Here is a 13,408-nt window from a genome sequence, read left to right as displayed (position 1 = left end):
GGCGCGGGTCACCACTTCTTGGGTGGCTCCTGCGGGTCCTGCAGCCGGTGCACGATCTCGACGACGAGCAGGGCCCGGTCGAGGAACTGGCGGAAGTCGCGGATCGGGAACACCGACGCCGGGATGCAGCCGCTGATGAACTCCACCTCAGCGTCGTCGAGACCGTTGGCGATCGCCTCGGCGAAGAGGGGCTCCACGTCCTCGAGGCGCTCGAGCGGGAACGTGAGGACCTCGTCGGCCGCGAGCTGCCAGGCCGCCTCCGCCCAGGGCAGGAGGCCGCGCGTGTCCGGATCGGCACGAACCAGGGCGAGCAGCAGATCGGGATCGGGATCGTCGGCTCCGGGCACAATGCGTCCTGCTCTGTGAGGGGACCGCAGGGCGATCCGCGGATTCATCGGGACCACCCTGGCCCGGACAGGATCGAGGGGCAACGCCCTCTCGGTTGTGTGACGACCCGCCCCTCGTCGATACTCGGCGTGGCAACCCGGGAGTGCCGACGTGAATCCTGAGAACAACGGTGCAACGAACGGGTCGCGATGTCCCGATGCGCCTACGCTCGGTGTGACCGGCGGGATATTTGCGTTCGCGGTGCTCGCCCTCCTTCCTGCCTGGTCGATCAACCCTCTCCTGGCCCTCGTGAACCTCGCCGTCACCCTCGGGTTCGGTGGCACGGCGCTCGTGCTGGCCGGCGAGCCTCACCAAGGCTCGAACGTCCGCGCGTTCGTCGTCGCCGCGGCCTGCTGGACCGCGGGATACACGAGCGCCCTCGCCCCGAGCGGCCCCTGGGCGGTGATCCAGTGGGTGCTCGGGCCGCTGGTCTTCCCCGCCCTCATGGCCGTGCTGCTGCGCTATCCCCGATCGCAGCCCCTGGGCCTCCCCAACCGCGTCCTCGTCGTCGGCCTCGCCGGGCTGCTGGTCGTGCTTCGTGCGACCTCAGCGCTCGTGTCGGAGCCCGCCTGGCACGGGTTCAACCCGCGAGCATGGTGGCCGACGGTGACCCGTTCGCCGACTGTCGCGGTCATCTGCGACGTCGGCGTGACCGTCGTCGGGACGGGGGCTGCGCTCCTGTTCGCGGTGATCGCGGCCCGTCGCCTCTACCGCACGGAGGGGATCGACCGCCGCCTCCTGCACCCGGTGGCCACGGCGGCTCTGGCGGCGGCCGTGGTCGTCGGTGCGGAGGTGACGAGCGGGACCGCGACGCTGAGCCCGACCGCGGCCGACATCGTCTTCGGCGTGGAGGCGCTCGCCTTGCTGACGATCCCCGCGGCCTTCGGGGTGTCCGCAGTGCGGCGGCGGCTCGCCCACGCCGCGATGTCCCAGCTCGTCGTGGCTCTCGCCCGCCCGGTCACGCCCGACCACGTCCGTCGGGTGCTGGCGGAGAGCCTCAGTGACCCGACCCTCCGCGTGATCTACCACCACCCGGACGGCGAAGGTCACGTCGATCCCGGCGGCATGACGGTCGATCTCGCTCCCGTGTACGCCGACCGCTGCACACGGACGGTCGCGACGCCGGACGGGACGCCCCTCGCGACGCTGGACATGCACCCGAGTCTCGCGGGACACCCGAACCTCGTCGACGCCGCCTTCTCGGCGGCCCGGCTCGCGCTCGAGAACAGCTGGTTGCAGGCGACGACGAAGGCGAGCCTCACGGAGGTCCGGGAGTCCCGGGCGAGGATCGTCGGGGCCGGGGACGAGGCCCGCCGACGGCTGGAGCGCGACCTGCACGACGGTGTCCAGCAACGCCTGCTGGCCCTCAAGGTCGCGCTCGCGATCGCCCGGCCCCGGGCCACGAGCCCCGACGACCGCGCCATGATCGACATGGTCCGCGCCGAGCTCCAGGAGACCCTCGACGAGCTGCGCGGTCTGGCCCGCGGTCTTCATCCCGCCATCCTCACCGAGGCCGGCCTGGGCCCCGCGGTCCACAGCGTCGTCGAGCGCCTGCCGCTCGAGGTGGACATCCGGGTCGACAAGGAACGGCTCGACCCGATCGTCGATGCGACGGCCTACTTCGTGTGCTGCGAGGCGCTCGCCAACATCGTCAAGCACTCGGGGGCCCGGCGGGCCGCCGTGGACGTCGAACGGCACGGGACGGTGCTGCACGTGTCGATCCGTGACGACGGATCCGGCGGTGCCGAGGAGAAGGCCGGCGGTGGGCTCGCAGGGCTACGGGACCGGGTGATGGCGGTGGGCGGAAGCATGAGGATCCTGTCGGACGGCGGCGGCACCCGAGTGCAGGTCACGATCCCGTGCGCGTAGCCCTCGCCGACGACTCCCGATTGTTCCGCAATGCGTTGGTGGCGATGCTGGGTGAGATCGGCCTCGACGTCGTCATCGCCGCTGGCCAAGCCGACGACCTGCTCTCCCGCCTCCGCGGCACCCCGGTCGACGTCGTGCTGCTCGACATCCGGATGCCCCCGACTCGCACGGACGAGGGACTGCGCGCCGCCGAGCAGATCCGCAAGGACTACCCCACGGTCGGCATCCTCGTCCTGTCGACGTTCAACGACGGGCACTTCGCGGAGCGCGTGCTGGGCCTCGGTGATCGTGGGATCGGCTATCTCCTCAAGGACGAGGTCGACGACGCCGAGGCGCTGGGGGCGGCCCTGCGTCGCGTCGCCGGCGGCGGATGCGCTGTCGACCCGCACGTGATCACCACGCTCCTCGCCCGTCAGCGCCACGTCCGGGCCCTCGAGCGCCTCAGCGACAGCGAGCGTCGCGTCCTCATCCTGATGGCGGAGGGCCATTCCAACGCCGGCATCGCCGCCGCCGCGAACGTGAGCAAGAAGACCGTGGAGAAGCAGGTCACCGCGGTCTTCGAGAAGCTCGACATCCCCGGGGAGGAACAGCACAACCGACGGGTTCTCGCTGTCGTGACCTGGTTGCGGGCTGCGGGCGACTGACGTTCCACCCGCCCGGGGAGGGTTTCCACCCACGGAACCTGGGGCGGTACCCCCCGAGATGATGGTGGATTCCCGGCTCACGCCGTGTGTTCTCGTCGCGAAGACTTCCGGTTCGTACGAACGCAGCGTATTCAGCGCGGCGCAATCAACGAGCTCGGAGGTGTCCCACCGTGGACCCGATCCTGTACTGGAACGAAGCGCTACTCGAGGTCAACGCCCGCGACCACACCGGCCCCGAGGTGGCCAAGACCGTGCCCACCCGAGGCCCGACGGGTTCATCTCGAGCGTTCGCCATGGTCTCTCTCGCCATGAGAGACGCCGTCGTCGCGGTCAAGGGCAACGAGCCCACCTACACCGGCATGACCTACACGGGCCCGGGCACGGACACCGCCCGCGACGCCGCCGTGGCCGCCGCAGCACAGAGTGTGCTCTCCGCACTCTGGCCCGAGCACGAAGACTTCATCGTCGCGCACGCCACCGCTCAACCGATGCCGGCGGGACCCGGTCTCGACGACGGTCACCGTCTCGGGGTCGGGATCGCGACCGCCATGCTCGCACGTCGAGCCAGCGATGGCGCCGACAATCCGATGCCGTACGCGGCCTCCTCGGCCTACGGACGTCACCGGGTCGACCCGGTCAATCCGACGCAGCCGTACCTCGGGCCCCTGTGGGGCCAGGTCGCTCACTTCGCGCTCGGGACGAGGGTCCAGCTGGACCCGCCTCCGGGGTACCACCAGGCCGACTACCTCACCGACGACCACTACCGGGCCGACCACGACGAGGTACGCCACCTGGGTGCGCTCGCCAGCACCTCCCGCACCCCGGAGCAGACCCTGATCGGGATCTTCTGGGCGTACGACGGCGTCGATCTCCTGGGCACTCCGCCCCGCTTCTACAATCAGATCCTGCGCCACATCGCCACGAGTCATGTGAACCCGAGGACTGGCGAGCTCAACACTCCCGAGGACAATGCCGAGCTCTTCGCCCTGGCGAACGTGGCGATGGCAGACGCCGGAATCGACGCGTGGCACTGGAAGTACTATTACAACCTCTGGCGCCCGGTCATCGGCATTCGCGAGGCCTGCAGCAGCAACGGCCCCTCGGGTATCGCTGGGCCCAACAACGATGCCGATTGCGACCCCTTCTGGGTTCCGCTCGGCGCGCCCGCGACCAATCAGACCGTGAAGCCCGACTTCACTCCCCCGTTCCCGGCCTATCCGTCCGGGCACGCCACGTTCGGAGCTGCGCTGTTCCAGATCATCCGCCTCTTCTATGGTGGCGAGGCCATCACCATCGATGAGGTACTCGCTGCCGAGCACGAGGCCACGCCGGACGAGGGTTATGTGGCCGACCTGATCTCGGACGAGCTCAACGGGACGACCACCGACTCGCGGGGCCACCTCCGGACCCGCCACGTCCGCCGATTCACCGACCTCGTTACCCCGCTTCGCGAGAACGCACTGAGCCGGGTCTACCTCGGCGTGCACTGGCGCTTCGACGGCCTGCCTCGCGATCCAGCCGACAGGATCGGAGGCGTCCCCCTCGGGCTCGAGGTCGCCGAGACGATCTTCGACACGGGTCTGACCGGAACGACGACCCGGACGGAGGAGTCCGCATCCTGACGAGGGCAGTCCCCACGTCTCCACGCTCCACCGCCAGGAGCCGCCGATGAGACGGGGGGCCCGGTCGACAGGTCGTCGGCCGGGCCCCTCGACTGCCCATCGTCCCGTAGCCGCTGCCGGCTCGGCTCGACGCCGGCCTCTCAGCTCTGCCGCCGACGCTGGCCCACTCCGGGCATCTCCCGATCCGAACGCCACCCGAACGACACAGCTGACCTAGCAGGATTCGACAGCAAGCCGCTGGACGGGCGGCGCCGAGGCGGGAGGTAACCGCTCGACCGGCGGATGACCTCGTGCGAAGCGTAGCTGGACGATGGTGCGCGATCGGGGGGGAACATGAGAATCGGAAACACGATCCGGCCGGCTCCGATGGACGCGGTCCTGACCGACGAGAACCGAGACGTGATCGCCGCCGTCCGTGCCGACCCGCACAACGCGTGGCGCGGACAACCGCGCTCACGAAAGATCGCTCACCTCCGGCAACGGGGTGTCCCGTTGACGACCACGACGTCAGACCGCGAGGTGGATGCGCACCTCGAACGGATGATGCTGCAAGACGATTCGGTCCCGACCCATTGGTTCGGAGCGGGCGCCCGGGTCGCCGACGCCGTCGCCCTCATCCGTCAGCCGGAACCGGCCACTGGCTTCCTGGTCTCGGACTGGCTGCTGCTGACGAACCACCACGTCCTCGACACCCCCGAGACCGCCGAGGGCGCGGAGGTGCTCTTCCGCTACGCCGAGGACGCGGTCGGCGGGATCGCTCCGGAGAAGCTGTCCTTCGACCCCGCCCGGTGCTTCATCACCAGCCCGGTGGACGAGCTCGACTACACCTTGGTGGGGATCGGAGGTCGGGACGGAAGTGACTCGCCCGGCGCCCGGTTCGGCACCATCCCCTTGATCAGCTCGGTCGGCAAAGCCATCGTGGGGCAACCGCTCAACATCGTCCAGCACCCCGGCGGACAGAGCCGACGAGTGGCCTTCAGGAACAACAGGTTGCTGGCGGTCGAGGAGCGCCGGTTGGTGTACGAAACCGACACCGAGCGCGGCTCCTCCGGTTCGCCGGTCCTCAACGACCGGTGGCAGGTGGTGGCCCTGCATCACGCCAGCGAATCGGCGAGGAACGCGGGCGGCGACGAAATCGACGTCAACGGACAACTAGTGACCCCCTCGACCCCTGACTACTTGCGCCAGTGGGTCGCGAACGCCGGAATCCGCGTGTCCCGGATCGTCGCCGACCTCCGGGAACGCGACCTCGACGTAGGAACGCGCGCGCTCGTCGATGCCGCCATCGCAGAAAGGTGAACCGGTGACCACGCTCCTCTTCGTCCATGGACGCCGACAGCAGAGCCCGCCTGAAGTCGCCGCCGATCCTCAGCGGTTGGCCGCCTTCATCGACGCCAAGAAGCGCGACTGGCTGGGCGGGCTGTCTCGCGGTCTAATCGCGGCTGGTCTGCCCCCGATCGGCGACGCAGTGCTCCCGTTCTACGGCAACGCGTTCGCTCAGCGCATCCGGGAGTACGAGGACCAGGGCGGCCGTCGTCCGGAGCTCGAGCTCGGGACGGCGGTCGATGACGAACGCGAGAAGGAGGAGCGCGCGCTGCTCGCGACCAAGTCCGCCGCGCTCGACGGGCTGCTCCGACGACTCGACTTCGACCCGGCGCGCGAGCTCGTCTACTCCGAGCCCGCCCTCGCCGCGCACGCCGCCGAGCGAGGGGTCACTACGGCCGAGGAGCTCGGCTGGGAAGATTTCCTCCGGGTCCCTGTCCTGCGGGCCGGTCTCGGGTTCCTGGCCCGCAAGACCGGAATCGCCGCGGAGGTGATCGAGGAGTTCCTCACCGACGTCGCGTACTACCTGGAGCTCCCCGCGATGCGCGACGGCGTGCTCGAGATCGTCGAGGCAGACCTGGAGAGGGCGGCTCCTGACGGCGGGCCCGTCGTCGTGGTGGGCCACAGCCTGGGCAGCGTCGTCGCCTACGACCTACTCGCCGGGCTGGACAGTCGATGGCAGGTCCGCCTATTCGTCACCGCGGGCAGCCCACTCGGGCTCCCGGTCGTCGCGGCGAACCTGCGCGGCAAGGTTCCGGGGCACCCGCCTGAGGTCCCGGCCGCGGTGCCGGTGCAGCCCGGCAGCTGGGTCAACGCGTACGACGTCCGGGACGTGGTCGCCCTGATCCACCCACTCGCGCCGGTCTTCGCGCCCGCCGTCGCCCTGCAGGTCGACGACCAACGGACACGCAACGCGACCGATCCGCACTCGATCGCGGACTACCTCTCCGATCCCGACATCGCCGGACCCATCGGCCGCGTCCTCCGACAGTGACCGGGCCGTCGGACGCCGCGGCGCTCACCGTCCTGCTCGATGCGCTCCGGGGGAGGAGTGGCGCCCCCTCCCCCACGCCGTCGTCCCGACAGACGACGTACTCCGCGACGGAGGCACCGCCCTCGGCGCCGGATGAACCCTGACGCGCGCCGCGCGTCCTCGCGCGGCCTGGCCCGGACGGCGGCGACCCGCGAGCCGTGGTGGGCCGGAGGCGGCCGGGCGGCGGGCGGTCAGGCGCAGTTGGTTCTCGCGCGCCTCTGCGGTCTCCAGCAGCCGGGCTAGGTCGTCCGGACGCACCACGGCCTCCCACCCGCTCAGCAGCAGCGTGGTCGCGGGCATCGGCCAGGGACTCCTCCTTGGACACGGCCGTCCCGGTCGCCGGGTCCGGCGCCGGGACGGCGACGACCGCCCCGCCGGCTCGATCCCCTCGTGCGCCGCGGCACGATGGTGGTGCTGCGCGCGGGTTCGCAGCGGACGGGCGTCGCCGATACGTGGACAGGTTGCTGCCGCGAACCACAGCGTGCGGGCTGTCGGCGATGACGCTCTCGGACCTGTGTCGGGTGACGCGCCGTGGATCAGCACGATGGCAGCGGGGGCCGCCCGGGGGCGCTGAACTCGAGCCGCATCCCGGACCCGCGCGGTACGACGAGCGACACGCCGTCGATCTGGTTCCACGTCGCGGGGAGGAGCAGGTACTGCCCGCCGGACTGCAGCACCAGCTTCAGTCCCTCGTACCGGTAACGGAAGCCTGCGGGGTCGGGCACCGCGGCACAGAACGTGGAGCGAGCGCCCGGGACCTGCAGGTTCAGGTTCTTGTCGCTGTAGAGGACGACGTCGGGTTCGGTGGGGAGTCGCGCGGCGACCTCCATGCCCCGCGCCGTCCCGACGCGTGCCGCGTAGTCGTTGACAGCCCAGAACAGACCCGCGCTGACGAGCAGGAAGGCCAGGGTCCACTTCGCGATGGCACCGACGGCAGGGCCGGCCTCTCCCGTCCGTTCCCGCGGGCGGCCGAAGCCTCTACGGGCGGCGGACCCGGCGGTGCTCAGGCAGAGCACGCCCAGGGCCAGACAGAGCCCGCCAAACTCCGGCCTGTCCCGGAAGAGGTCGCGACTGGAGCCGGCGATCCAGGCGGCCGCGAGCAGGGCCAGGCCGAGCACCGACGCTGTCGGAGCCCAGACGCGCAGGACGGTCCTACGTTGGGTCGGTGTCCACCGCGCGGTGATCGAGCGGGCGACCCACAGGCAGACCAGACCGACGACGGCGACGGCCACCAGCGGGGTGAACAGCCCGTCGGCGCTGCGCACCACGTAGTCCTGGAATGAGAAGTCCAGGACGGTGAACTGCACCCGCAGCTGCCTGGTGAGCGACTGGGCGTGGAGCCTGCCGTAGTAGAACAGCAGGGCGGTGAGGACGGTCGTCGGCGCGATGACCGACGCGACGAGGCGCAACGCCACGGGTGCGGCGCTCTCGTTCGCGGGGACGGGCCGTCGCGCACCCGCCACCGACCGGCTCGGCCGGGGGGCGCCGCTCAGTCGCTTCGTCATGACGCCCTGACTTCGGAGCGGGTCATCCGTTCGACTGGGTCGCGGCGTTCTTGGAGGAGGGGCTCCCGCTCGATGCGGTCGACGAGGACGTCGTGGTCGGCGACGTGGTCGTGGTCGTGGTCGGCGCCGTGGTGCTGGTGGTCCTCGGTGTGGTCGTGGGGGTCGGGACGGTGCTCGTGCCGGGGGGCGCAGGAGGGAGAGCCTGGTTCTGGTTGCTCGGGTTCGCGGCCCGCTTGGCCTCCACCTCCTGCTCCGCGGCCGTCTGCCGCTCGGACGCCTGCTGGTAGGACAGCGAGGAGAGCTTGACGATGACCTTCGTCCCGGCCTTGAGTCGGCAGGTGGCGACGTCGGTCTCGGCCTCCGGATCGCAGGGCACGCGCTGGCCGTCGACGACCTTCGTCGGGGCGGGGACGTAGGTCAGGGAGTGGAGGTACCAGCAGTTGCCGACCGTGATGTCGCACGCCGCGGCACCGGCCGGGAGCGACGGCGACGGAGCGCTCCACGTCTCGCCGTCCCCGGTCTCGTAGCGCACGTCGAGACACTGGTGCGGCGGGTTCGCGCACTTGTCCTTCACGTAGCCGTCGACGGCGTCTCCCGTCACCTGGAACCGATTGTGGGCCTCGATCGGGTCGAGAACCCATGGGGCTCCCGCGGTCGACACGACCGTGCTCTTCCCTCGATCGGGTCCCACGTCGGCGACCTCAGCACGCCCGCCGGAGATCGGGTCGGCGACCACGAACGTCCCGACGGACTGCGCGGCCGGAGCGACGTCGGCGACGGCGGTGGCGTCGAAGCCGGCCCACGGGGGCCCGTCGTAGCGGGTCGGTGTCCACCATGGAGCGCCCGAGAGCGGGTTGCCGTTCACGCACTTGACCGCGGGAACCCCGGCGTCGTCGACGAGCACGGCGGTGCCAGCCTGCAGGACAGAGGTGTAGCTGACCACGCCGCCTTCCCGGTAACCGTGTTCGGTGACCTGTATGTCCGCCATGAGGGCCAGGGCGGTGAGGGACGAGAGGTAGGACCCCACATCGGTGGTCGCGACATCGGAAGCCTCCGCCCAGGTCGCCAGACGGGGCGCGTCGCGGGCGAGCTGTTCGTTCATCCGGTCGACGCGGCAGCTGCCGGGCGGCGCAGTGGCGTACAGGCCCGGGGTGTTGCCGCTGAGGTCGTCGGCCGGCGTCGGTCGCCCGACGTTCCGGACGTCCGCACCGGTGTCGGTGAAGAAGGCGTAGTCGCCGACCGTGTTCACCGGCTCGAGTGTGGCGTGGGCCCGCTGGGTCGCGGCGAGGACCGTTCCCGCCACCCCCAGCAACACCACCACGACCGCGGCGATGAGCAGCCGTCCTCCCCGCACCGGCGGCACGGATCGGCGCCGCGAGGCCGTCAGCACCATCTCGCCCTCCATCTGGTCCCGCCAAGCGAGTCCGGTCGACTCGAGCGCAGCGTCGGGGTCGTGTTCGAGCTCCAGGAGCGCGCCGGGCTCATTCCTACGACGAGTGGTCGCTCAATGTCACCATCCGAGGTAGCTGGCGCCGCCATCTTCACCAGAACGGTGCAACGCAAAGGTGCTGGTGTGACTGGATGTGGGAGCACCCGCCGGGATTCGACGCTGCGATCCGACGCCCCACCACACGGTCGGGGATCACAGCTGGACGAGGTACGCCGCGTCGTCGATCACACCGCTCTCCCACCGACCGGGACCGTGACCCGACCACGCGCGACGCCCTGTTCTCTCCCTGCGCTGCACCCGGCCTCGCCCGGTCCCGGGACGACGTCGGCGCATTCACCCCGCCGCGGCCACCAGCCGGGCGTACTCGCCGCCCGCCGCGGCCAGCTCGCCGGGCGGGCCCTGCTCGACGATCCGGCCGTCGGCCATCACGACGACCACGTCGGCCGCCGCCGCGGTGTGCAGGCGGTGCGCGATCGCGACGACGGTCCGTCCGGCCAGCACCCGTTCCAGGGCGCCCTCCGCCCGCCGCGCGGACGCCGAGTCGAGCAGGGAGGTCGCCTCGTCGAGCACCACCGTCGTCGGGTCGGCCAGCACCACCCGGGCGAGCGCGAGCTGCTGGGCGACGGGCGCGGGTACGACGAGCCCGCCCGCGCCGACCGGGTGGTCGAGGCGGTCGGCCCAGTCGAGCAGCCCGACGACGGCCAGCGCGCGCCGCAGGTCGTCGTCGGTGAACGTGCCCGCCGGGAGCACGAGGTTGTCGCGGACCGTGCCGGCGAACACGTGGTGCTCCTGGGTGAGCAGCAGGACCTCCGAGCGCAGGGTGTCGTCGTCGAGGGAGGTGACCTCGCGCCCGTTCACCCGCACCGACCCCTCGTCGGGAGCGGCGATCCCGGCGACGAGGCGCGCGAGCGTCGACTTCCCGGCGCCCGACCCGCCCACGAGCGCCCACCGCTGCCCGGCCGGGACGTGCAGGTCCACCCCGCGCAGCACGTCCCGCCCCGCGCGGTAGGCGAAGCGCACGCCCTCCACGCGCAGCCCGAGGTCCTTCCCGACGATCGCCGGGGTCACCCGGTCCGGAGCCTCCGGCACCCGCACACCGAGCACCCGGCGCAGGGCCACCGCCGCGACCATGAGGTCCTCGATCCACCACAGCGCCGTGTCGAGCGGCGTCGCGAGCGCCTGGGTGTAGAGCACCATCGTCGTGACCGTGCCGAGCGAGACGAGGCCCTCCCCGTGCGCCCACGCGCCGAGCAGCAGCGTCGCGGCCACCGGGGTCACGTGGGAGAGCTCCAGCCACGGCGTCCAGCGCACGTGCAGCGCGCGCAGGTCCCGCTCGCGGTCCACGCCGTCGACGAGGACGCGGTCGTCGGCGCCCCGGCGGGCCTCGATCCGGCCGAGGGCGTCGAGGGTGCGGGCGCCCGCGCTGGACTCGTGCGCCCGCGACGCCACCGCCGCCCACGCGTCGAGCATCCGTTCCATCGCCCGCGGCAGCCGCCGCCAGAGCCACCGGGTCGGCAGGACGACGGTCGGCACCGCGACCAGCAGGGCGAGGGCGAGCAGCGGGGAGGTCACCACCATCGCGACGACGGTGAGGACCACCGTCACGGCGGCCGTGACCACCTCGGGCAGGCCCTGGCGCAGCGCGGAGTCGACGCGGCCGAGGTCGGTGGTCGCGCGGGAGAGCAGCGCCCCGGTCCCCACCGACTCGACGCTCGCGAGGGGCAGGGCGAGCGCCCGGTCGACCAGCTGCGTCCGGTTCGCCGCGAGCAGCTCCTCGCCGAGCACCCCGGCCCGCCAGCGCGCGGCGCGGCGCAGGGCCGCAGCCACGAGCAGGGCTACGAGGAACAGCCCGGCGAGCAGGTCGATCCGGGGGATCCGGCCCGGCCCGGCGGCGACCTCGTCGACGATCGCGCCGAGCAGCTGCGGCCCGACGAGGCCCGCGGCCGAGGCCGCCAGGAAGAGCCCGGCCGTCGTCAGGAACCGGCCGCGGCGGGCCCGCAGGACGCCCGCCGCCCAGCGCCACGCCTCGCGCGGGGTGGCGTAGCCGAGCACGGTCATCGCGCGCTCCCTTCCAGCTCGTGTCCCAGGTCGACGACGCGGTCGGCGACGTGGCGCCAGGGCGCGCCCTGGGTGAGCACCACCGTGGTGCGCCCGCGCCGCAGCGCGGCCACCCGCGCGGCGATCCAGGCCTCGGTGTGGGCGTCGACCGCCGAGGTGGGCTCCTCCAGGACGAGGACGTCGGCATCGGTGAGTAGCGCCCGGGCCAGGGCCAGCCGCTGGCGCTGCCCGCCCGACACCTCCCGCCCGCGCTCGCCGAGGACCTCGTCGAGCCCGGCGGGGAAGCCGTCGAGGATCTCGGTCGCGGCGGCGGCCGCCAGGGGGTCGGGAGCTGTCAGGCCACCCCGTTCGACGAGCTCGTCGCGCAGCCGCCCGGAGAACCAGAGGTCCTCGGGCCCGGCGTGCACCACCCGGTGCCGCAGGTCGGCCACGGCGACCTCGTCGGTCGGCCGGTCCTGCACCGCGGCGCCCTCGGCGAACCGCGCGAGCCGCGCCGCGACGGCGGACGCGCGGGCCGCGGCGTCGACCACGGTCAGCTCCCCCGCCGGGGCGTGCAGTCCCGTCGCCGGGTCGCGCAGCGCGAGGGCACCGGGCGGCAGCGGCGGGGCGGCCGGGCCGGGGTCGGGCAGCAGCGGGCGCAGCCCGAGCAGGCGGGCCACCTTCTTCGCGCCGGCGCGGGCGGAGGCGAAGGTGTCCGCGGCCTCGGTCGCGGTGGTCACCGGGACGACGAGGAACGCCGACGCCCCGTACACCGCCACCAGCTCGCCGGGGGTGATCGTGCCCGCGGCCGCCAGCCGTGCCCCGAGCCAGGTGATGACCACCAGCACGAGGCCGGGCAGGAGCACCTCCGCCGCGGCGAGCGAGGCGGTGCTGCGGGCGACGTCGAGGCCGGCCGACCGCACGCGGGCGGTCGCCTCGGCGAACCGGGCGGCGAAGCGCGCCTCGCCGCCGACCCCGCGCAGGATGCGCAGGCCGGCGACGATGTCGGCGGCCAGTGCGTTCACGGCGGTGAGCTCGGTGCGCTGGGCGTCGCGCCGCCGTTGCAGGGGCGCGAGCAGCGGACCGATCCCGACGACCGCGAGCGGGACGCCCACCAGGGCGATCACGCCGAGCAGCGGCGAGCGGTCGAGCAGCCCGACCCCGACGACGCCGAACGCCACGACCGCCCCGGCCAGGCGTCCGAGGGTCTCGAACAGGTTGCCGATCTTGTCGAGGTCGCCGGTGGTCACGGCGGTGACCTCGCCGCTGTCGGCCTGCGGGGCGAGCGACGCCCCGAGGCGCAGCACATGGGCGCCGAGATGACGTTGGACGGCCGAGGCGGCGTGCAGCCACATGCCGTGCGAGAGGAAGTCCAGCGTGCCGCCGAACACCATCTGCGCGAGCCCGAGCGCGACGATCAGGCCGACGTCGCCGACGAGGGCCGCGGTGTCACCGCGGGCGACCCCGGCGTCGACGGCCCGCCCGGCCACGAGCGGGATCAGCGCCCCGGGCACCAGCCACAGGGCGCCCATCACCAT

Annotated in this window: 10 protein-coding genes; 5 read left to right on the top strand and 5 right to left on the bottom strand. The window is 72.4% G+C overall.

Annotated elements, in window-relative coordinates:
• Positions 1-8: 8 nt before the first annotated feature.
• Positions 9-347: a hypothetical protein gene (locus ACFPBZ_RS12865; RefSeq protein WP_378036445.1), complete on the bottom strand. Its 339-nt coding sequence runs from the start codon at positions 345-347 to the stop codon at positions 9-11.
• Positions 348-561: 214 nt separating this feature from the next.
• Between ACFPBZ_RS12865 and ACFPBZ_RS12860 the strand changes: the two genes are divergently transcribed.
• The 5 genes from ACFPBZ_RS12860 to ACFPBZ_RS12840 all read left to right on the top strand — a co-directional run bounded on the left by ACFPBZ_RS12860 (position 562) and on the right by ACFPBZ_RS12840 (position 6,839).
• Positions 562-2,256 carry a sensor histidine kinase gene (locus tag ACFPBZ_RS12860; RefSeq protein ID WP_378036444.1) on the top strand — a complete coding sequence of 565 codons (1,695 nt, stop codon included), beginning with the start codon at positions 562-564 and terminating at the stop codon, positions 2,254-2,256.
• 44 nt (positions 2,257-2,300) lie between these two features.
• Positions 2,301-2,900: a response regulator transcription factor gene (locus ACFPBZ_RS12855; RefSeq protein WP_378036521.1), complete on the top strand. Its 600-nt coding sequence runs from the start codon at positions 2,301-2,303 to the stop codon at positions 2,898-2,900.
• Between the two features lie 170 nt (positions 2,901-3,070).
• On the top strand, positions 3,071-4,522 hold the full coding sequence (locus ACFPBZ_RS12850) for a vanadium-dependent haloperoxidase (protein ID WP_378036443.1): 1,452 nt from the start codon (positions 3,071-3,073) through the stop codon (positions 4,520-4,522).
• 366 nt (positions 4,523-4,888) lie between these two features.
• Positions 4,889-5,821 carry a trypsin-like serine peptidase gene (locus tag ACFPBZ_RS12845; protein ID WP_378036442.1) on the top strand — a complete coding sequence of 311 codons (933 nt, stop codon included), beginning with the start codon at positions 4,889-4,891 and terminating at the stop codon, positions 5,819-5,821.
• Positions 5,822-5,897: 76 nt separating this feature from the next.
• The gene (locus ACFPBZ_RS12840; protein ID WP_378036441.1) at positions 5,898-6,839 is read left to right on the top strand and encodes a lipase family protein; all 942 of its coding nucleotides are present in this window, start codon (positions 5,898-5,900) and stop codon (positions 6,837-6,839) included.
• Positions 6,840-7,414: 575 nt separating this feature from the next.
• On the opposite strand, the gene ACFPBZ_RS12835 is transcribed toward ACFPBZ_RS12840, so the two are convergent.
• The 4 genes from ACFPBZ_RS12835 to ACFPBZ_RS12820 all read right to left on the bottom strand — a co-directional run bounded on the left by ACFPBZ_RS12835 (position 7,415) and on the right by ACFPBZ_RS12820 (position 13,408).
• Entirely contained in the window at positions 7,415-8,383 is a 969-nt protein-coding gene (locus tag ACFPBZ_RS12835; protein WP_378036440.1) for a hypothetical protein, read from the bottom strand.
• Between the two features lie 22 nt (positions 8,384-8,405).
• The gene (locus ACFPBZ_RS12830) at positions 8,406-9,776 is read right to left on the bottom strand and encodes a DUF6777 domain-containing protein (RefSeq protein WP_378036439.1); all 1,371 of its coding nucleotides are present in this window, start codon (positions 9,774-9,776) and stop codon (positions 8,406-8,408) included.
• Positions 9,777-10,166: 390 nt separating this feature from the next.
• The gene (locus ACFPBZ_RS12825; protein WP_378036438.1) at positions 10,167-11,891 is read right to left on the bottom strand and encodes an ABC transporter ATP-binding protein; all 1,725 of its coding nucleotides are present in this window, start codon (positions 11,889-11,891) and stop codon (positions 10,167-10,169) included.
• Positions 11,888-13,408: an ABC transporter transmembrane domain-containing protein gene (locus ACFPBZ_RS12820; RefSeq protein WP_378036437.1), complete on the bottom strand. Its 1,521-nt coding sequence runs from the start codon at positions 13,406-13,408 to the stop codon at positions 11,888-11,890. The genes ACFPBZ_RS12825 and ACFPBZ_RS12820 overlap by 4 nt, the downstream gene beginning before the upstream one ends.

The sequence above is a fragment of the Actinomycetospora atypica genome (assembly GCF_042653685.1).
Lineage (GTDB): Bacteria > Actinomycetota > Actinomycetes > Mycobacteriales > Pseudonocardiaceae > Actinomycetospora > Actinomycetospora atypica.
This window is presented reverse-complemented; position numbering and strand designations above follow the sequence as displayed.

Excerpts from the sequence above, each read along its gene's own strand:
- ACFPBZ_RS12855 (WP_378036521.1), top strand. The coding sequence starts at position 2,301 with ATGCTGGGTGAGATCGGCCTCGACGTCGTCATCGCCGCTGGCCAAGCC.
- ACFPBZ_RS12845 (WP_378036442.1), top strand. The coding sequence starts at position 4,889 with ATGGACGCGGTCCTGACCGACGAGAACCGAGACGTGATCGCCGCCGTC.
- ACFPBZ_RS12825 (WP_378036438.1), bottom strand. The coding sequence starts at position 11,891 with ATGACCGTGCTCGGCTACGCCACCCCGCGCGAGGCGTGGCGCTGGGCG.
- ACFPBZ_RS12830 (WP_378036439.1), bottom strand. The coding sequence starts at position 9,776 with ATGGTGCTGACGGCCTCGCGGCGCCGATCCGTGCCGCCGGTGCGGGGA.
- ACFPBZ_RS12835 (WP_378036440.1), bottom strand. The coding sequence starts at position 8,383 with ATGACGAAGCGACTGAGCGGCGCCCCCCGGCCGAGCCGGTCGGTGGCG.
- ACFPBZ_RS12820 (WP_378036437.1), bottom strand. The coding sequence starts at position 13,408 with ATGGTGATGGGCGCCCTGTGGCTGGTGCCCGGGGCGCTGATCCCGCTC.